Source organism: Gordonia polyisoprenivorans NBRC 16320 = JCM 10675 (assembly GCF_000241325.1).
GTDB lineage: Bacteria > Actinomycetota > Actinomycetes > Mycobacteriales > Mycobacteriaceae > Gordonia > Gordonia polyisoprenivorans.
Genome location: NZ_BAEI01000070.1, coordinates 19,580 through 40,020, shown reverse-complemented (window position 1 = coordinate 40,020; position 20,441 = coordinate 19,580). Strand labels below are relative to the sequence as shown.

At 66.9% G+C, this 20,441-nt stretch carries 14 protein-coding genes and 2 tRNA genes; 12 read left to right on the top strand and 4 right to left on the bottom strand.

Features of this window, described 5'->3' with window-relative positions:
* Nucleotides 1-48: 48 nt before the first annotated feature.
* Together GOPIP_RS18220 and ettA are read right to left on the bottom strand one after the other, a co-directional pair.
* Nucleotides 49-4,899 carry an NAD-glutamate dehydrogenase gene (locus GOPIP_RS18220; protein WP_006371237.1) on the bottom strand — a complete coding sequence of 1,617 codons (4,851 nt, stop codon included), beginning with the start codon at nt 4,897-4,899 and terminating at the stop codon, nt 49-51.
* An 86-nt stretch (nt 4,900-4,985) separates the two neighbouring features.
* Nucleotides 4,986-6,659, bottom strand: coding sequence for an energy-dependent translational throttle protein EttA (gene ettA / locus GOPIP_RS18215; RefSeq protein ID WP_006371236.1), 1,674 nt, complete (start codon nt 6,657-6,659; stop codon nt 4,986-4,988).
* 199 nt (nt 6,660-6,858) lie between these two features.
* Between ettA and GOPIP_RS18210 the strand changes: the two genes are divergently transcribed.
* From GOPIP_RS18210 to GOPIP_RS18185, 6 genes are all read left to right on the top strand, one after another.
* Entirely contained in the window at nt 6,859-7,800 is a 942-nt protein-coding gene (locus GOPIP_RS18210; protein WP_006371235.1) for a formylglycine-generating enzyme family protein, read from the top strand.
* 179 nt (nt 7,801-7,979) lie between these two features.
* Nucleotides 7,980-8,052, top strand: a tRNA-Arg gene (locus GOPIP_RS18205).
* A gap of 150 nt (nt 8,053-8,202) precedes the next feature.
* Complete coding sequence (locus GOPIP_RS18200; protein WP_006371234.1) at nt 8,203-8,553, top strand: VOC family protein; 351 nt, start codon at nt 8,203-8,205, stop codon at nt 8,551-8,553.
* A gap of 169 nt (nt 8,554-8,722) precedes the next feature.
* Nucleotides 8,723-9,079: a hypothetical protein gene (locus GOPIP_RS18195; protein ID WP_006371233.1), complete on the top strand. Its 357-nt coding sequence runs from the start codon at nt 8,723-8,725 to the stop codon at nt 9,077-9,079.
* Nucleotides 9,079-10,860: an alpha/beta hydrolase gene (locus GOPIP_RS18190; protein ID WP_006371232.1), complete on the top strand. Its 1,782-nt coding sequence runs from the start codon at nt 9,079-9,081 to the stop codon at nt 10,858-10,860. The genes GOPIP_RS18195 and GOPIP_RS18190 overlap by 1 nt, the downstream gene beginning before the upstream one ends.
* A gap of 432 nt (nt 10,861-11,292) precedes the next feature.
* Nucleotides 11,293-13,104 (top strand): ABC transporter ATP-binding protein, encoded by a 1,812-nt coding sequence (locus GOPIP_RS18185; protein ID WP_006371231.1) that lies wholly within the window; start codon nt 11,293-11,295, stop codon nt 13,102-13,104.
* Between the two features lie 10 nt (nt 13,105-13,114).
* On the opposite strand, the gene GOPIP_RS18180 is transcribed toward GOPIP_RS18185, so the two are convergent.
* The gene (locus GOPIP_RS18180; protein WP_006371230.1) at nt 13,115-13,426 is read right to left on the bottom strand and encodes a hypothetical protein; all 312 of its coding nucleotides are present in this window, start codon (nt 13,424-13,426) and stop codon (nt 13,115-13,117) included.
* 104 nt (nt 13,427-13,530) lie between these two features.
* Between GOPIP_RS18180 and GOPIP_RS18175 the strand changes: the two genes are divergently transcribed.
* From GOPIP_RS18175 to cmrA, 3 genes are all read left to right on the top strand, one after another.
* Nucleotides 13,531-14,082, top strand: coding sequence for a PadR family transcriptional regulator (locus GOPIP_RS18175; protein ID WP_014359698.1), 552 nt, complete (start codon nt 13,531-13,533; stop codon nt 14,080-14,082).
* Nucleotides 14,083-14,162: 80 nt separating this feature from the next.
* Complete coding sequence (locus tag GOPIP_RS18170; RefSeq protein WP_006371228.1) at nt 14,163-16,226, top strand: NADPH-dependent 2,4-dienoyl-CoA reductase; 2,064 nt, start codon at nt 14,163-14,165, stop codon at nt 16,224-16,226.
* A gap of 96 nt (nt 16,227-16,322) precedes the next feature.
* On the top strand, nt 16,323-17,129 hold the full coding sequence (gene cmrA / locus GOPIP_RS18165) for a mycolate reductase (RefSeq protein ID WP_014359696.1): 807 nt from the start codon (nt 16,323-16,325) through the stop codon (nt 17,127-17,129).
* Nucleotides 17,130-17,159: 30 nt separating this feature from the next.
* On the opposite strand, the gene GOPIP_RS18160 is transcribed toward cmrA, so the two are convergent.
* Nucleotides 17,160-18,734, bottom strand: a complete 1,575-nt coding sequence (locus GOPIP_RS18160) for a helicase HerA-like domain-containing protein (protein ID WP_006371226.1) — start codon at nt 18,732-18,734, stop codon at nt 17,160-17,162.
* A gap of 141 nt (nt 18,735-18,875) precedes the next feature.
* Between GOPIP_RS18160 and orn the strand changes: the two genes are divergently transcribed.
* From orn to GOPIP_RS18145, 3 genes are all read left to right on the top strand, one after another.
* Entirely contained in the window at nt 18,876-19,475 is a 600-nt protein-coding gene (orn, locus tag GOPIP_RS18155) for an oligoribonuclease (RefSeq protein ID WP_006371225.1), read from the top strand.
* 117 nt (nt 19,476-19,592) lie between these two features.
* Nucleotides 19,593-19,665 (top strand) — tRNA-His (locus GOPIP_RS18150).
* 80 nt (nt 19,666-19,745) lie between these two features.
* Nucleotides 19,746-20,432, top strand: coding sequence for a TetR/AcrR family transcriptional regulator (locus GOPIP_RS18145; RefSeq protein WP_168436274.1), 687 nt, complete (start codon nt 19,746-19,748; stop codon nt 20,430-20,432).
* The last annotated feature ends 9 nt before the right edge of the window (nt 20,433-20,441 follow it).

The window sequence follows — 20,441 nt, the reverse complement described above, 5'->3', positions numbered from 1 at the left end:
TCGCGTACCGCGTGCGGTCCGACGGCGTTGCGGCTCATCGGATCCCACTCACCGGATGACACTGCGGAGTTGTCGGGCGGCCACCGACAGTGTGGCGAGGTCGATGTTGCCGGCCGCCTCGATCTCGGCCAGCATCGACCGCACCCGCGCCAGACGAGACGAGTGCGCGCTCTCCCACTCGCTGATCTTCTCCGCGCACGGTTCGTCGGGCTCGCTGCCCTCGAGGATCGTCAGCGTCAACGCCCGCAGCGCACCGTGCATGTCGTCACGCAACGCCAAGCGCGCCAACGCATGCCATCGGTCGCCGTATTCGAGATTCGACACCGCGGTGAGCAATTCCTCGAGACCGAAGTGCTCCATCACAGCGAAGTACAGCTCACCCACCTCGACCGGCTCACGGTCGGCGATCTCGGCCGCGTCGATGATGTCGAGCAGGCAGAATCGATGCAGACTGACCGCCACATCGTGAGCGAGATCCGGTGCCACGCCGAGGGAGTGATATCGGCGCACCCGCGCGTCGACGTCGGCGGCCGACGCCGCACCGAACCAGCCGTCGAGGCGCGCGGTCAGGTCGGCGACCCGCTCGCGGTAGCGGGTGATGTCCGAAGCCATCGGCAACGGTTGCGGCCGGAATGCCAGGAACCAGCGCGACGCACGGAACAGCAATCGCCGCGCGTAGAGCATCATCTCGTCGACCGCGTCGATGGAGGCCGACGCGCTCTGGATGCGGTCGAGCAGACCGGCCATCCCGAAGACCTGCTCGGCCACCACGAATGCGCGGACGAGCTCCTCGGTGGTCGCACCGGTCGCCTCACCGAGTCGGAACAGATGGGTGATGCCCGCGCGGTCGACGACGTCGTTGACAAGCACCGTGGTCACGATCTCCCGACGCAGGCGATGGTCGTGGATCTCGGCGGCGAATCGTTCCTGCAACGGCACCGGGAAATAGTGGGTGAGCCGATGGTCGAACACGTCGTTGTCCGGGAGGTCACCGGCGAGCAGGTCGTCCTTGGCGACCAGCTTCACATGCGCCATCAGCGTGGCGAGTTCTGGCGAGGTGAGGCCGCGGTGGGTATCGGAGTCGAATCGCTTGCGCAACGCGACCGGGCTGGGCAGCGCCTCGAGTGTCAAATTCACCCCACGGGCGGCGAGGGCGGTCAGCAGTCGTACGTGCACGTCCACCCGGTCACGGGAGTAGGCGCGACAGAATCCCAGTTCGGAGTTCTGGGAGATGTTGTCGGCCAACACCAGTCGCGCGACCTCGTCGGTCATCGACTCGAGCAGCGGGTTGCGATCGGCCTGCGCCAAGCCCCCCGAGGACACCGCGGCATCGAGCAGGATCTTGATGTTGACCTCGTGGTCGGAGCAGTCCACACCTGCCGAGTTGTCCATGGCGTCGGTGTTGACCCGTCCGCCCGCGAGGTCGAACTCGATGCGGCCACGCTCGGTCACCCCGAGATTGCCTCCCTCGCCGATCACCTTGCAGCGCAACTCGTCTCCGGTGACTCGGATCGCGTCATTGGCCTTGTCACCGACGTCGGCGTCGGATTCGGTCGAGGCTCGGATGTAGGTGCCGATGCCTCCGTTCCACAGCAGGTCGACCGGCGCGAGCAGCACGGCCCGGATCAGCTCGGGCGGCGACAGGGTGGTCACATCGTCGGGAAGCCCGAGGGCCGCGCGCATCTCGGGACTGATCGGGATCGACTTGCGTTCGCGCGACCAGACACCTCCGCCGGGACTGATCAGTCGCTCGTCGTAGTCGGCCCACGACGAGCGCGGCAGCGCGAACATCCGCGCCCGCTCGGCATACGAGGATGCGGCGTCGGGGGTGGGGTCGATGAAGATGTGGCGATGATCGAAGGCGGCGACGAGTCGGATGTGCTCGCTGAGCAGCATGCCGTTGCCGAACACGTCACCGCTCATGTCGCCGATACCCACGACCGTGAAATCCTGTGTCTGGGTGTCGATTCCCATTTCCCGGAAGTGGCGCTTCACCGATTCCCACGCACCGCGCGCCGTGATGCCCATGGCCTTGTGGTCGTAGCCGGCCGAGCCCCCGGACGCGAAGGCATCACCGAGCCAGAAGCCGTACCGCCCCGCCACGTCGTTGGCGATGTCGGAGAACGCCGCAGTGCCCTTGTCGGCGGCGACAACCAGATACGGATCGTCACCGTCGCGCCGGACCACTGATCGGGCCGGGATCACCTCGCCGGTCGCACGGTCGATGTTGTCGGTGACGTCGAGCAGACCGGAGATGAACATGCGATAACAGTCGATTCCCTCCGCCCGCAATGCCTCTCGGTCGGCGGCGGCATCTCCGGTCGGGGCCGGCGGCCGGGTCAGGACGAATCCGCCCTTGGCCCCGACCGGCACAATCACCGCATTCTTGACCGCTTGCGCCTTGACCAGACCGAGGATCTCGGTGCGGAAGTCCTCGCGCCGATCCGACCACCGCAGCCCACCTCGGGCGACGGCACCGAATCGCAGATGCACCCCCTCCACACGTGGCGAGTACACGAAGATCTCGTGCAACGGACGGGGTTCCGGGGTTTGCGGGATGTCGCGCGGACGCAGCTTGAACGACATCACCGGTCGGTGCTCGTCGTCGCTGTTCGTCGTGTCGCTGTCCGTCGTGTCGCTGTCCGTCGTGTCGCCGGAGTTGCCCGGCGCGCCGAGCACATAGAAATTGGTCCGATCGGTGGCGGCGATGACCGCGAGGAACGCCGACACGATGCGGTCGGCGTCGAGGCTCAGCACTGCCCCCACGTCCGAACGCAGTTGCTCGAGTACATCGGCACGACGGTCCGCGTCGGCGACCGCCGGGTCGAACGACGCCTCGAACAAGGCGACCAACCCGCGCGTGACCTCACGGTAGCGGCCCAATGTGGATGCGACATGACTTGTGCTGTAAGAGAATCCGCACTGCTTGAGATAGCGGCCGTAGGCACGGAGCATCGCCGCGGCCCGCCAGTCCAGCCCACATCGGATGATCAGCTCGTTGTACGCATCGATCTGCGCGTGTTGCCGCCAGATCTGGGCGAATGCCTCGGTGAACCGCTCGGGGAGGTCGTCGGCGTGATCGACGTCGACATCCATCCCGGCGGTCAGGACCACGGCGAATTCGTAGACGTGACAGTCCTTGTCGCCGATGCCGCGCAAGGCATACGGGTGTTCGTCGATGACGTCGAGGCCCAGACTGTGCAGGACGGGCAGCACGTCGGTCAGGGTGGCCGACTCGTCACACAGGTACAGGGTGAAGTCCCAATGATCCCGGTCGGTTCGGCTCTGCGCACCCGAATGCTTGGCGAACGTGACGGCCAGATGCCCGGGCTCGAGTGCGGCCACGTGCGCGAGGTCGCCGACCGCGTCGGCGGGCGCACGCTGGTCCTTGTAGTCGGCCGGCAACGTGTTGATCAGCCGCAGCATGGCGTCGGCGCCACCGGGCGGCAGGGCCCGCTCCGAGGCGGTGGTGGTGATCAGTTCACGCACCCGCTCGTCCCAACTCCGGATTGCCTCGGACAGGGTGATCTGCATCCGGCGCTGTACATCGGTGCCGATGTCGACCGACCCCCACGAGCGCGCGACGTCGGGGTCCACCCGAACCATCACCTGCAGCAACGCGAGCGGGCGCTCACTGACCCGCGCCGAGTACTCGAGGTCGCTGCCCTCGAGCATTTCGGTGACGGCCCTCCCCAGCGCAGTTCGTGACGGGGTGTTGTACCGGTCGCGCGGTAGGTAGATGAGCGCGGTGGCGGCTCCGCCTGCGGGGTGCACGCGCAGAAACACCCGCAGCGATCGCGTCGCGACGGCGTCGAGCATCTCGTCGATTCGCCGATGCAGTTCCGCGGTCGTGTCCTGGAACATCTCGACCAGCGGGTAGTTCTGGAGGAGTTCGACCATCGTGCGTCCGGCAAACGAGTCCTCGTCGACGCCCGCGAGGGCGACCACGTCGTGCACCTTGCCGCGTAGAACAGGGACGTCGAGCACCGTCTGATGCAGGCCCGAGGAGGTGAAGACACCGAGGAAACGGTGCTCGCCGACGTGCGCTCCCGCAGCGTCGAACGCCGGCACCGCGATGAGGATCGGGAACTTCGAGCGCTGGATTCCGGTATCGAGGAACACCCGCGACACGCGGGGCGTCAGGGGCGAGGAATCGATTCTCGGGAAGTCCAGGTCGACGGACTCGGCGCGGTTGAGACCGAGCCGGTCGGTCACCGCACCGGAGGCGTCGAGCCGTGCATATCCGAGTGGCACGAAGTGGTTGCCGGCGAACCACTCGAGCAGCCGGGCGTACTCGCGCTGCACGTCGGCGGACACACCCGATTCGTCGCCGAGATGCGCGCCGGCGCACTCCGCCGAACATCCGGTCAAACGCTCCCGCATCGCGGCGGCGTCACCGTCGATGACGGCGACCACATCGATCCCCCGCCGGATGTCGGCCCGCAGCTGCGCATCGTCGACCGTCTCCCGACTCGACAACGCCGTCACCGAGATCCACGACTCGGCCAGGCCTGCGTGGGGGCCGCAGATGTCGGTGAGGGTGCCCGTCTGGTCACGGGTGACCGCCATGATCGGGTGATCGATGCGGGTGACCGTCATCCCTCGCCCCTCGAGCGCGGCGAGCACCGACTCCACCAGCAGGGGCATGTCGTCGGTCACCACCACCACATCTGTGCCGCCCGCTCCGTCGGTGGTGACCTCGACCACCGATTCACCGGGTCGACGGATCGCGGCGATCTCCATGTGCGCCCGGATGCGGTCGAGGACGGCCGGGTCGAGAGTGCCCGGATCGATGCTCGACCGATCGGTTCCCGCCGCATCTCCGGTGACACCCACCGAGGTCGCCAGATAGCTGGGAATGACTTGCGGCAGAAGCGCAGTCACATCCGACAACGACAATCACCCTCTCGTGCGCGGCGCAGGGGTGACGGAGGCGCCGCCGTTGGCTCCATGGCGAGCCTAGCGCCTGCGGCGCCGCCCGGCGATCAGTCGCGCGTGAGCTTGCGATGCGTGACCCGGTGGGGGCGCGCGGCGTCGGCGCCGAGGCGATCGACCTTGTTGGCCTCGTAGGCCTCGAAGTTGCCCTCGAACCAGAACCAGGTGCCCTCTTCGACGTTGCCCTCCCACGCGAGGATGTGGGTGCAGGTGCGGTCGAGGAACCAGCGGTCGTGGCTGATGACGACCGCGCAACCCGGGAATTGCTCGAGCGCGTTCTCCAGCGACGAGAGGGTCTCGACGTCGAGGTCGTTGGTCGGCTCGTCCAGCAGGATCAGGTTGCCGCCCTCCTTGAGGGTCAACGCCAGGTTGAGGCGGTTACGCTCACCACCGGAGAGGACCTCCGACCGCTTCTGCTGATCGGGGCCCTTGAATCCGAATGCCGACACGTACGCCCTCGACGGCATCTCGTTCTGGCCGACCTCGATGTAGTCCAGACCGTCGGAGACGACCTCCCACACCGACTTCTTGGGGTCGATGTTCGCGCGATTCTGATCGACGTAGCTGAGCTTGACCGTCTCGCCGACCTTGACGGTGCCCGAATCCGGCTTCTCCAACCCGACGATCGTCTTGAACAGCGTCGTCTTACCAACACCGTTCGGGCCGATCACACCGACGATACCGTTGCGGGGCAACGTGAACGACAGATCCTTGATCAGCACCCGACCGTCGAAGCCCTTGTCCAGATGCGAGACCTCCACGACGACGTCACCCAGCCGGGGCGGGGTGGGGATCTGGATCTCCTCGAAGTCGAGCTTGCGCGTCTTCTCCGCCTCGGCCGCCATTTCCTCGTAGCGCGCCAGACGTGCCTTGTTCTTGGTCTGGCGGGCCTTGGCACCCGAGCGGACCCAGGCCAGCTCCTCCTTGAGGCGCTTCTGCAGTTTCTGGTCTTTCTTGCCCTGGACCTCCAGACGCTCGGCCTTCTTCTCCAGATAGGTCGAGTAGTTGCCCTGATACGGGATCAACTTGCCGCGATCGACCTCGCAGATCCACTCCGCCACGTGATCGAGGAAGTAGCGGTCGTGGGTGACGGCCAGCACCGCACCCGGGTAGCTCGCCAGGAACTGCTCGAGCCACAGCACGCTCTCGGCGTCGAGGTGGTTGGTCGGCTCGTCGAGCAGCAGCAGATCGGGCTTGCTCAGCAGCAGTTTGCACAGCGCGACGCGACGCCGCTCACCGCCGGAGAGATGGGTGACCGGCGAGTCCCCGGGCGGGCAGCGAAGGGCGTCCATCGCCTGCTCCAGCTGGGAGTCGAGATCCCAGGCGTCACCGTTGTCGAGGTCCTCCTGAAGCTTGCCCATCTCCTCCATGAGCTCGTCGGAGTAGTCGGTCGCGAGGAGCTCGGCGATCTCGTTGTAGCGGTCGAGCTTGACCTTGATCTCGCCCATCCCCTCCTCGACGTTCTGCTTGACCGTCTTCTCCTCGTTGAGGGGAGGCTCCTGCTGCAGGATGCCGACGGTCGCATCGGGGTCGAGGAAGGCCTCGCCGTTCGACGGCTGGTCGATGCCGGCCATGATCTTCAGGATCGACGACTTACCCGCGCCGTTCGGACCGACGACGCCGATCTTGGCGCCCGGGAAGAACGACATCGTGACGTCATCGAGGATGACCTTGTCGCCGTGCGCCTTGCGCACCTTCTTCATGGTGTAAATGAACTCTGCCACGCGTGAGCCTCTCTACCAGTGGTTTTCGGGTCGTGGGGCCGACGAACTACTCGCGGTCTCATCTGCGGCGGGCGATCCCCGGGCGCGGAGGGAGCCGGGCCCTGACACAACGGTGAACCAGTCTAATCGCACCGGCGGTTCTCCCGCGTCGGCGCGTGCGGCGCAGGCACGACCGCGCCACCGGTGGCACCATCGATGAGTGCACGGCGACACTTCCCTTCCCGGCCGGTGCGCCCATCGCGCCGGGTCGGCATGCGGACTGACCGAGCTCGTCGCCATCCCTACGGCCGACTTCGAGATGGGCTCGGACCGCTTCTACGCCGAGGAGCGACCTGCCCACATTCGCCACGTGGAGTCCTTTTCCGTCGAGGTTCACCCGGTGACCAATGCACAGTTCGCGACGTTCGTCGCCGACACCGGCTACCGCACCGTCGCCGAGCGGCCACTCGACCCGGCAGACTTCCCGGGTGCCGACCCCGCCGAGCTCGTTCCCGGCGCAGTGGTGTTCACCCCGACCGACGGCCCCGTGGACCTCACCGACTGGCGCGCATGGTGGCGCTACGTGCCCGGTGCATCGTGGCGCCATCCCCTCGGCCCCGACTCCGGGGTCGACGACCGGCTCGACCACCCGGTCACCCAGATCGCTTACGCCGATGCCGACGCGTACGCCCGGTGGGCCGGGCGCCGCCTGCCCACCGAGGCCGAGTGGGAATGCGCGGCCCGGGGCGGGCTCGACGGACACGACTACGCGTGGGGCGACGAGCTCCACCCGGACGGCGCGGTCGTGGCCAACACGTGGATCGGACGATTCCCCTACCGCAACGAGGGCTGGGGCGGGACCAGCCCGGTCGGGTATTACCCATCGAATCCGTTCGGTCTGTTCGACATGATCGGCAACGTGTGGGAACGCACCGCCGAGGTGTTCACACCCCGCCACGTCCCGCCCGACATGTCGACGGTCACCGCCGGCGGACGGCAGAACCTGTTGGCGCCCAGCACTTCTCCCACTGTTCTTCGCGTCACCAAGGGTGGCTCACACCTGTGTTCACCCCAGTACTGTCGTCGATACCGACCTGCCGCACGCTCACCGCAATCCGACGACTCCGCCACCTCACACCTCGGTTTCCGCTGCGTCGCCTGACCCGGTCGCCGACCGACAGGGCGGAGTTGTCCACAGGGACGCTCCGGCGTGCGCCACAGAGCCCGATGGTCGGGCATGCTGATCGGGCAAGGACGGCGACCGCCGAGGGGACGGTCGCCGTCCTGACATCCGACCGGGATATACTTCCCAGGCCTTTCAGCCGCTCGCGGCCGAGGCACGCCTCCGTAGCTCAGGGGATAGAGCAGCTGCCTTCTAATCAGCTGGTCGCAGGTTCGAATCCTGCCGGGGGCACTGTGACATCCCTTCCGGCCTCCGGCCGGTGTGCGCCTGCTGTGTTTGAAAGAGATCCACGGAGGCGCACTGTGACATCCTCGCCGGCCTCCGGCCGGGTGTGCGCCCGCGGGAGCGGAACAGCGTCGGTCCCGTCCGCGTTACCCCGACATGACCGACGCCCCCTCCAACATCGTTGCCGCCCTTGCCCGCGTCCACGTCGACGATCTTGACGCGGCGCTGCCGTTGTATCGCGAACTCACCGGCGACGAGCCACACACTTTCGGGTTTCGAGACATCCGCCTTGCCACGGTCGGCGCGTTCCTGCTGATCGAGGGCGGCGATGAGCAGGTGCGCTCACGGACCGCGACCGTCATCGTCCGCGACATCGCGGTGGTGGAGCGCACCGTCGCCGACCTCGGAGGCACTGTCCTCGAGGGCCCCGCACCCGCACCCAACGGTCCACGACTGATCGCCAGACATCCCGATGGAGCTGTTGTCGAGTACATCCAGTACGACTGACGCACCTGCACACCGGGTTGATCCAGAGCAAGTTCCTTCGACGGCCATCGGCGCACCGCCACGTCACGTGTGCACAATCAGCGCGGAGCATGGAACCGATCGGCCCCCTCGCCGCGTCCAATGCATCAGGTCGACCGACTCGACCGAACCACGACGCCGGAGGGTACCCATGACACCGCTCTCACACCTGCTGACGATGCTGCCCGACACCATCGAGCGCGTTTTCGGTGACGACGACACACTGTTCGGCATAGACCCGGACGAACTCGCCGGAATCTGCGCCGGTTGGCGAGAACGCGCCCGATTCATCGCCGACATTCCGTGGGACGGGCTCGAGCAAGTCGACGGACCACCGACCCGGGTCACCACAGCCCTGCGCTCACTGGCCGAACCCAGCCGCGCGGCCGCCGACTCGATCGCCGATCGCCTGCTGGCGATGAGCGTTGCGCTGCAGCAATTCAGCGCCGATGCGCAGGCGAGTGACGCCGCGGCCGGACGCGCCTTCGACCTGTTGCCGCAACGCTGATGCGCCTGTCCATCTCCGCTGCCCGCGCCTGGCCGGTGGCCGACATCTCTGCGGCCGCAGACGCAGCCACCACTGCCGCGGGTGTTCTCGAGCAGGGACTCGACGTCGCGCTCGGCAGCGCACTTCGGCCAAGCGAGTGGCACGGCAAGACACATGACGCGGCCCTCGCCCGCCTGCGCCAGGAACACGATCACGCCTACGAGGTGCGAAATGTGTTGCAGCAGATCGCCGATGAAGCCGCCGATGCCCGCACAGACCTGGAGCAGGCACGCCGTGACCTACTCGCCGCCGTCGACGAGGCGAGGCGGCTCGGCTTCACCGTCACCGACGAGGGCGCGGTCTCCCATTCGCTGGCGACGAGATCGGCGGACGCCGCGGCGTTCGAGGCCCGGATACAGCAGGGTCTTCGGGTTCTCGACGAGGTCGACGAGCTCTACGGCACCAGACTCGACGATCTGCGCTCCGATCTCGCCTCGATGATCCTGGGCCAGCCGGACGTGACGGTGCCAGGTCTGGGCACCATGGACCCGGATGCGATGGTTCGGACCCTGAACTCGCTCGACGTCGACCAGCGGCGCACTCTGCTCGCCCAGACCGACGCCGACGATCTGCGGCAGCTCATCCAGGCCGACCCCGAGACCATGGGAAACCTGAACGGCGTTCCCTTCGAGCTGCGCGGTGTCGCCAACGAGATCAGCATCCGCAACGCGCTGGCCGGCGAGATCCGTACGCACGGCGTCGACACCGACCGCGCACGAATGCTGCAGTCCTTTCTCGAGCAGCGCAAGGCGCCGTATTCGTCGATCCAGGGCGACGCACCCAACGCCCCGCTGGCGGCGCACACCGAGCGCGTGTTCGTCTCCTTCACCGACGGTGACAACCCGCGGCTGGTCGAGATGGTCGGCGCGCTCACACCCACCACCCGCAACGCCACCGTCTACGTACCCGGTACCGGCACCAACGCGCGCGGCTACGGCGGTGGCAACTGGACAGCGGCCTACAACCTGGCGGAGCAGACGCGTGGTCCGGTGTTCATCTACCTCGACGGCGACTTTCCGCAAAACGTGGTCAACCCACCGCGGTTGCCGATCTCGACCAATCCCCTCGACCAGGTCAAGGCCTTGGCATCGGTCATCGACGACTCCGCCGTCGATCCGCAGTTCGCACTCGAGATGGCGCCGCGGCTGGTCGATTTCGGCCACGCCCTCGACGCCGAGATCGCCACGATCGCGCCGTCGGCTACGACGACCTACCTCGGGCACTCCTATGGCGGGACCATCGTGGGGACCGCCGATCAGCTCGGATTGCGCGCCGACAACGTCATTCACGCGTCGTCGGCCGGAACCGGCGTACTGGGGCCGGCGGCGACCAGTCCCGGTGTGCACCGGTACACCATCACCGCACCCTTCGACCCCATCATGATGTCGCGCCTCATACCCGACAACCCGCTCGGCGACAGCCCCGACCTGGCGGGCTACCAACCATTGCCCACCGGACGAGATGGCAACGGGGAGTGGCTGTTCGGACTGTCGGCACACGGGTCGTACTTCAACGACCCCGAGTCGGACGCCTTCGCGGCGATGGTCGGGGTGATCACCGGGACACACCACACCAGCACTGAGACGCTCGCGGAAATCCTCGACAGGATCCGTGACGCGTCACAACCGACAATCGGTCCGGTGCCGCCGCTGCCCGGCAATGGCGGGCACGCGGGGCCACCGGGCACACCTCCCCCGCTCCCCACTCCCCTGATCCCCGATGTACCGCTGCGCATGTGGTGACTCGGGCCGGCCTGCGACGCTCCCTCTTCGTTGGCGAAACACACAGCTGCTGTACAGGTTTCACTGACAGCGGGCTCTCAGCGACGAGGCAGCGCGGACGCAGCAACGGCTCCTAGTTTCATCTCTGTCGGCATCGACGCCGGCCTTGATCGAAGGAGAACATCTCATGCCAGGACAGCCCCGTCAGTTCGGTCCGCAGCGCCGCTTCGAGCCCCAGCCGCGCCGCCGCCGCGTCCGCATCTGGGACTGGCGGACCTTCCGGTGGATCTGGGTGTGGCAGTGACCCGCACCGCCTGATCACTCCCGATCGGAAACCCGGCGCGAACCGCTTACCTCGCGCCGGGTTCCGACGCGTCGACGCGCATGAATCGTCGACGCGCGCCCGAACGCACTTCTTCCACGACACACTCGACGACCAGGTTGCGGAGTCCGATGAACACCCTCACTGCCATTCGACGATTCCTGCCCGCCATGCGCGGCCAGGGCACGCGATTCGCGTTCGCCGGCAGTCTCCTCGGGGTCGCCGCACTCTGCGAGATCGTCTCGGTCTTCGTCCTCGCCGACGTCATCGATGGAGCCCTCGATTCGCACAGTGTGTGGGACTTCGCTCGTCTTGCCGGTCTGTGGCTCGGACTGACCGCGGTGTCCACGGCCGGCGACTACTTCGGCCAGGTCGTCGCGGTGAGCGTCTCCGAGCAGGTGGTCCTTCGGCTGCGTGACCGGCTCTTCGCCCACGTCCAGCGGCTCCACCCGGTGCTGCATCGTCGACTCGGTCTCGGCAACCTCGTCAGTCGTCACTCCAGCGACCTCGAGGCCGTCGAATATCTCGTCGGGTCCGGGGTGATGCAGATCATCATCGCGATCTTCAACACCGTCGGCCTGGTGATCGCCGCGTTCCTCATGAGCTGGCAGGTCGCGGCGGTCGCGCTGGCCGCCGTCCCGATGTTGTGGGGTGTGTCCTCGGTCTTCGCCCGCCGCCAGATGGCGGTCACCCGCGACGAGCGGGGCGCCAACAGCGACATCTCCGACGCCGTCGAAACCGCGCTGGCCGGCCACGAGACCGCCGTCGCCTACAACCAGCAGAAGCGCGAACACCAAGTCCTGCATGCGCACGGACTGGCTTGGCGCGCAGCACGTCTCGCGCAGACCCGGGTCGAGGCGGGGTTCGGCGCGGTGATGGGCTTCGGCCAGGTGGTGGTCACCCTGGCCATCGCCGTCGCCGGCGTGTGGCAGGTTCGCCAAGGACATCTGAGCGTCGGCCAGCTGCTGGCGCTGACCGGTTACCTCGGTCTGCTCTATCCGAAGATGCAAGAGATCGCCGATGCCCGGCTCGCGATCGCCTCGGCCGTGGTCAGTGCCGAACGCGTCGCGGAGATCCTCGACCTCGAACCCGCCGAGCACGACGCATCCGACGCGCGGGACAGTTCCCCCACACCGGGCGCCGCACTGCCCGTGTCATTGCGCTCGGTCTCGCTGCAGCGCGGTGAGACCACCGTCCTCGACGAGGTATCGCTCGATCTGCGGCCCGGCCGGATTATGGCCCTCATCGGCCCGAGCGGGGTGGGCAAAACCAGTCTCGCCTCACTGCTGTGCCGCTTCGAGCACCCTGACTCCGGAACGATCTGTCTCGGCGACGACGACTACGACACGCTGACCGGTACCCACATCCGCAGCCTGGTGACCTTGCTCCCCCAGACCCCGATCATCAAGGGCGCCAGCGTCGCCGACAACATCGCCTACGGTGCCCCGAACGCCGATCGCGCACAGATCGTGCGCGCGGCCGTCGCCGCCGACGCCGACGCCTTCATCCGCGATCTCCCCGATGGCTACGACACCCGGATCGACGACGGCGGCCTCACGCTGTCCGGTGGTCAACGCCAGCGCATCGCGATGGCACGAGCGATGGTCCGGGACACCCCGGTACTCATCCTCGACGAACCGACGTCGGGGCTCGACGACGCCAGCGTGTCGCGAATACTGACGCCGCTACGGCGTATTGCGCAGGGCCGCACCACGTTGTTGATCACCCACGACCGCCGGGTCACCGCAATCGCCGACCGAGTCGTCGAACTCCGCGACGGCCACCTGCGCGATCGTTCCCCCTGGATCGCCCCCGAGGACAGGATCGACGACTCGGCCGTGAGTGCGGAACGGACCGAGAACCTGGCGATCGCGCCGTTCGCCGGTTCACTCGCCGAGGGCACCCGTCTCTATGTGCCGGCGCTCGGCGGGCGTCGACACTGACCTGCCCGCGTCACGGCTCGCCGACGGCGGTCTCCCAACGCTGCCGGCGCTGGGCATCGGTCTGCTCCCACCACGGCGTACCGCGCTCGCCCAGAGCAACTTTCGCCGCCTGGACCCCGGCTCGCGCATCATCGGCTCCGCGGGTTCGTCGTACCTCGCGTCGCCACGCCATGAGGATGTGCTGAAGTTCTTCCCGCCGACCTGCGGGGATCAACGGATCCGTTGCGCGCCATCGGCGGCCGTTCACCACGATGTAGCGGCCGTCCGCGGTGTGCTCGACGTCGGCGGCTGCCCGCGGGGCGCGGTCGGTGTTCTGGCCCATGCCACCAGGGTGCCACCGCGATACTTGGCGCCGTTCGATGATATGCACTCACGCACATACTCACCTTGTTGCATAGCGCGTTGTTGCACTGCTACCGTGCACATGTGGCTCTGGAACACGCGATCATGGTGTCGTTGTCCGAACGGCCCGGCACCGGCTACGAGATCAGCCGCCAGTTCGACCGGTCGATCGGTCATTTCTGGTCGGCCACCCACCAGCAGATCTATCGCACGCTGCGCAAACTGCACGCGGACGGGCTGGTGAGTTACGAGCCGATCGTGCAGGACGGCAGGCCTGACAAGAAGGTCTATTCGTTGTCCGACGCCGGTCGATCGGCGTTGCGCGAGTGGGTCGCCACCCCGACCCCGATCCAGAAACTGCGAGACGATCTCGGCCTGAAGATCCGCGCCGCCGACGTGCCCGGCCTGCCCGATCTCATCACCGAACTCGAACGCCACCGCGAACTCCATGTGGCGCGACTGCACCTGTTCCAGTCCTTCGAGAAGGACGACTACCCCGCCCCCGATCGCCTGACCGGCCGAAAGTTGCACCAATACCTCGTGCTCCGGGGTGGCGTGCGGATCGAAGAAGGATTCATCGACTGGTGCGACGAGGTCCTCACCGCACTGAAACGAGAACTCGACGCCTCGTCCTGACCGGGCATCCCCCAGATCACGAAGACCACAAGAACCGTGCCCCACTGCCGGCCCGCCGGCACCGACCGAAAGGTGACGCGATGTCAGCCCCATCCGCACAGCCCAATCCCCATTACCCGCGCCTGTTCGAACCACTGCAACTCGGCGGCGTCACCCTGACCAACCGTCTGATCATGGGCTCGATGCACACCGGGCTCGAGGACCGCCTGTGGGACACCGACAAATTGGCCGCCTACTACGCCGAGCGCGCCAAAGGCGGTGTGGGACTGATCATCACCGGCGGGTTCGGTACGTCGCGCACCGGTCTGCTGCTTCCCTTCGCGGGCAAGATGACCAACTACGCCGACGTCGCCCGGCACCGACGCATCACCGGTGCGGTTCATCGCGAGGGCGGCAAGATCGCGATGCAGCTCATTCATGCCGGGCGCTACGGATACACGCCATTGAAGGTGGCCGCGGGCTCCGAGCCCTCACCGATCCACCCATTCAAACACCTCAAGATGACCGAACCGATCATCAAACACGTCATCCGCACGTTCGGTGCGTCGGCCAAGCTGGCCCGCCGCGCGGGATATGACGCCGTCGAGATCATGGGCGGTGAGGGGTATCTGATCAATCAGTTCCTGTGCCCGCACACCAACGATCGCACCGACCGGTGGGGTGGCACCACCGAGAACCGACAGCGTTTCCTCGTCGAGATCATCACCGAGACGCGTCGCCAGGTCCCCCGTGACTTCCCGATCATCCTGCGCCAGTCCATCGCCGACTTCGTCAAGGGTGGACAGACGTGGGACGAGATCGCGCTGATGGCCCGCAAGGCCGAACAACTCGGAGTCGACGCGATCAACACCGACATCGGCTGGCATGAGGCCGGAGTCCCGACGATCGTGACCTCGGTACCGCGCGGTGCCTTCGTCAAGTTCACCGAGCGCCTGCGCGACGAGGTGAGCATCCCGCTCATCGCCAGTAACCGCATCAACACCCCCGAACTGGCCGAGGAGATCCTCGAACGCGGCCGGGTGGACGCGATCTCGATGGCGCGACCGATGCTGTCCGACCCGGACTTCGCCGACAAGGCGCGCACCGGCCGTGCCGACGAGATCAACACCTGCATCGGCTGCAATCAGGCATGTCTGGATCACGCCTTCGTCGGCAAGAAGGTGTCGTGCCTACTCAATCCCCGCGCCGGCCGCGAGACGACGCTGACCCTCGGGGCCACCCGACTCGCCCAGCGCATCGCGGTGATCGGCGCGGGTCCGGCCGGCCTGTCGGCTGCGGTGTCGGCGGCCAAGCGTGGCCATCGGGTCGAACTGTTCGAGGCCGGTGAATCGGTCGGAGGCCAGTTCTCGATCGCGGCGCGCATTCCTGGCAAGGAGGAGTTCAACGAGACGTTGCGCTACTTCACCCGTGAACTCGAGATCAACAATGTGACAGTGCATCTCAACACTCGGGTGTCCGCGCAGGACATCATCGCCAAGGGCTTCGACGAGGTGATCATCGCCACCGGTGTCACCCCACGCATGCCCGCCATCCCCGGCGTCGACCACCCGATGGTCGTCTCCTACGCCGATGCCGTGCTCGGACACCGTGAGATCGGCAAGCGCGTGGCCGTGATCGGTGCCGGCGGAATCGGATTCGACGTCACCGAGTTCCTCACGGTCGATGAGTCACCCACGCTGAATCTCAAGGAATGGGAGCAGGAGTGGGGTGTCAGCGAGGATCTGAGCAAGCCGGGCTTCGTCACCAAGCCGCGTCCGCTGCCCGCGGTGCGCGAGGTCTACCTGGTGCAGCGCAAACCCGGCCGACAGGGCAAGACACTGGGGAAGACCACTGGCTGGGTACACCGCGCGACGGTGAAAATGAAAGGTGTCGAACAGATCTCGGGTGCCACCTATGACCGTATCGACGACGCGGGCCTGCACCTGAGCTTCCGGGAAGAAGACGGCACCGTCCGCGAGACACGCCTGCTCGAAGTCGACAACGTCGTCATCTGCGCCGGACAGGAATCGGTCCGCGACCTCGTCGATCCGTTGACGGTGGCCGGCGTGCGGACCCACGTCATCGGTGGCGCCGACGTCGCCGCGGAACTCGACGCGAAACGAGCCATCAGGCAGGGCACCGAGGTGGCCGCCGGCATCGGCTGACCGCGCCGGCCGAGCGACTCCGGCTGCCCAAGGCCCGTACCCGTACCGACGGCGCCCGACGCCGTCGGTATGGGGCATCTGGATACGATCGACGGCATGGGAGTACCTGTGCCGTCCGAATCCGCCCGCGCCGTCGTGACGGGCGCCTCGTCCGGTATCGGGATGGCTCTTGCCCGTGCCCTGGCACGACGCGGCCACGCGCCGATCCTGGTGGCACGACGTGGCGAGGTCCTCGAGGAACTCGCCGAGGAGCTCCGCGCCGATCACGGGGTGACCGCCGAGGTGCGCCCCACCGATCTCTCCGATCCGACCGCGGTGGCGATCCTCGCCGCCGAGCTCGCCGACCGGGAGATCTCGATCCTGGCCAACAACGCGGGCATCGCGACCTTCGGGCCGGTCGCCGAACTCGATGCCGCCTACGAACGCGCCCAGGTTCGCTTGAACGTCAATGCCGTCCACGACCTGACCCTGGCCGTCCTGCCCGGCATGGTGGCACGCCGCGCCGGCGGCATCCTGATGGTCGGTTCCGCCGCCGGCAACATGCCGATCCCGAACAACGCGACCTACGCGGCGACCAAGGCATTCGTGAATACCTTCAGCGAATCACTGCGCGGTGAGGTCTCCATCCACGGCGTGCATGTCACGCTCCTCGCTCCCGGCCCGGTGCGGACCGAGATCCCCTCACCCGAGGACGCATCCGTGGTCGACCGATTGGTTCCCGGTTTTCTCTGGCACTCCAGCGACAAGGTCGCCGAGATGAGCCTGAATGCGCTGGAAAACAACAAGATGCGTGTCGTCCCGGGCACGTTGTCGAAGGCCATGTCGGTGGCCGGGGGCTATACCCCGCGCGCTGTCGTCGCACCGATCGTGGGCACGTTCTACCGCAAGCTCGGCGAGGGCTGATCGCGCCGCCGGGGAGACCGTAGAGGTCCGCTATCGCCGACGCCGCCCGGTACCGAAGATCGCACGACTGAACTCGCGACCGGCCGCGGTGGCCGCGGATCGCAGGAAGCTCTGCATCGGCTTGCTGGTCAGCACCTCGGTGAGGATGCCCGGCTCCTCGGGCTGCGGAGCCGGCACGGGCGCCGGGGCCGGCACGGGCGCCGGCGCGGGTGTCGGGGCCGGCGCCGGGGCATCCGGGGACTCACCCGGCGCGAGCGTCTTGGCGGTCAGTTTCTCGTAGGCGGATTCACGATCGATCGACTGACCGTACTTGGCGTACAGCGGACTCGTCTTGGCCGCGGCCGTGATGCCTTCGGCACCAACGGCATCCATCGACGAGCGCGGCGCGCGGATGACGGTCCAGGCGACCGGTGTGGGTGCACCCTTCTCGGACAGGACGGTGACGATCGCCTCACCGGTACCGAGCGACGTCAGGGCCTGATCGAGCTTGTACACGTCCGAGACCGGATAGGTCTTGACCGTCTTGGTCAGTGCCTTCTGATCGTCGGGGGTGAACGCGCGCAACGCATGTTGTATGCGCGCACCGAGCTGTGAGAGCACCTCGTTGGGGATGTCGGTGGGCAGCTGCGAGCAGAAGAAGACGCCGACGCCCTTGGAACGGATGAGTTTCACCGTCTGCACCACCTGATCCTTGAACGCCTTGGAAGCATCGTCGAACAGCAGATGGGACTCGTCGAAGATGAAGACGAGCTTCGGTTTGTCCAGATCGCCGACCTCGGGCAGGAATTCGAAGAGATCGGCGAGGATCCACATCAGGAAGGTCGAGAACAAGGCCGGGCGGGCGGCCTGGGCGCCGAGTTCGAACAGGGTCACGATCCCGCGACCGTCCGGTGCGGTGCGCAGCAGATCGGCCGGCTCGATTTCGGGTTCGCCGAAAAAGGTGTCCCCGCCGTCGGCTTCGAGGTTGCTCAGGGCGCGCAGGATGACGCCCGCGGTCTGCGTGGACACCCCGCCGATGGCTTTCAGCTCCGGCTTGCCCTCGTCGCTGGTCAGATAGGCGATCACCGCGCGCAGGTCCTTCAGATCGAGCAGCGGCAGACCCTTGCCGTCGGCCCAGTGGAAGATCAAGCCCAGCACCGACTCCTGGGTGTCGTTGAGTCCGAGCACCTTGCTCAGCAGGATCGGGCCGAAGGAGGTGATGGTGGCACGCACCGGGACCCCGATCCCGGTCGAGCCGAGCGAGGTGAATTCGACCGGACAACCCGACGGCTGCCAGTCGTCGCCGGTTTGCGCGGCGCGGGCGGTGATCTTCTCGTTGGCGCTACCCGGATTGCTCAGTCCGGAGAGGTCGCCCTTGATGTCGGCCATCACCACCGGCACCCCGTTGGCCGACAGTTGCTCGGCGATCAGCTGCAACGTCTTGGTCTTACCGGTCCCGGTGGCGCCGGCGACCAATCCGTGGCGGTTCATCATCGACAGCGGGATACGCACGTGCGCGTCACTGACGACGGTGCCGTCGACGCTGACCGTTCCGAGTTCGAGCGCTGCGCCGGAAAACGCATAACCTGCGGCAATGGATACGGCGGACTGGGCGGGATCGGTCACTGTCGGGTCCTCTCGGGTACACAACGGGGGTTCTCCGACGCTCCGGTGAGAGCCGGGGCCGCAGACCATCACAAATGCACCGATCACGATAGTCGCCTCGGTTCCGGGTGGTCGGCATCTGCGGTTGGCTAAGGTTGACGGGTGCAGGACAAATTGGTGTGGATCGATTGCGAAATGACCGGACTCGAACTCGGATCGGACAAGTTGATCGAGATCGCGGCGCTGGTCACCGACGGTGACCTCAACATCCTCGGCGACGGCGTCGACGTCGTGATTCACGCCGACGACGACGCTCTCGCCGCGATGCCCGAGGTGGTGCAGAAGATGCACGCCGCCTCCGGCCTCACCGAGGAGGTCCGGCGCTCCACCGTCACGCTGGCCGAAGCCGAGAAGCTGGTGCTCGATTACCTACGGACCCAGATCTCCGCATCCGGTGCGGTCCCCCTCGCCGGCAACTCGATCGCCACCGACCGCGGGTTCATTGCCCGTGACATGCCCGACCTGGACAGCTTTCTGCACTACCGGATGGTCGACGTCAGCTCGATCAAGGAACTGTGCCGTCGCTGGTACCCGAAGATCTACTTCGGCCAACCGGAGAAGGGCCTCGCCCACCGCGCCCTGGCAGACATCCGTGAGTCGATCCGCGAACTCGCGTATTACCGAGCCGCAGCCTTCGTCGCGGCCCCCGGCCCCGACACCGATCGACTCCACCAGATCGTCGCCGATCTCGGCCCGGCCTGACTGCCACCCACCCGAATGCCCAGGTGAGAAAGCGATTGGTCTCGGCGCCGTCGATTCGCTAGAGTATGACCCTGGCTCTGGAACCCGGCGAGCGATCCTTGGTTCCCGACGCCGATGGTGGATGTAGTTCAGTTGGTAGAGCACCAGGTTGTGATCCTGGCTGTCGCGGGTTCGAGTCCCGTCATCCACCCCGAAACGAGAGCCGGAGTTGCCTGCCAACTCCGGCTCTCGCCGTTTCCGCACCGAGAAGAGCAGGGCACAATGGATGCCGTGACCGAGACGGCGTCTGTACCCACGCTGCGCGCCACCACCCCGTCCGGACCCTCCTCTCCGGCTGCCCCGCGTCCTTCGTCTCCGACGCGCTGGGGCGATCGTGACCAACGGCGCGCCGACATCCTCACCGCCGGTCGTCGCCTGTTGGACGGCGGCGGATACTCCGCGTTGCGTATGCGTGAGGTGGCCAAGGGCGCCGGGATATCCCTCGGTGCCGTCTACCGGTACTACCCCAACAAGGAGAGCCTCTTCGTCGCGCTGCATACCCGCCACCTTGCGGCGATGATGGACGACCTCGACGAACAGCTGCGGCAATCAACGGGATTCGTCGAGGCCTTCACTCATTTCGCCGCCGCCTACCGCACCGGATTCCTCGCCTTCGGCCGCGACTTCGACGCGCAGAACGTGATCAATGACGACGCCCGGGTTCCCGCAGAACTCGTCGACGATCTCCGTGCGGCCATCGCCCGTATCCTGCGAGCCCTGCACGACACGCTCACCCGGTTCGGCTATACCGGCGACCCCGATCGCGCGATGACCCTGCTGTGGGCGTCGGTCAGCGGACTGGCCAATCACTACGCCACCGCCAGAGCAGAATTCGTCGCGGTCGACTGGGACGCCGCCGTCTCGTTCGCCATCTCCACGTTGGCGTGCGGCCTCGGACTCGACCCGGCCCGCAGCTGAACGGCACGT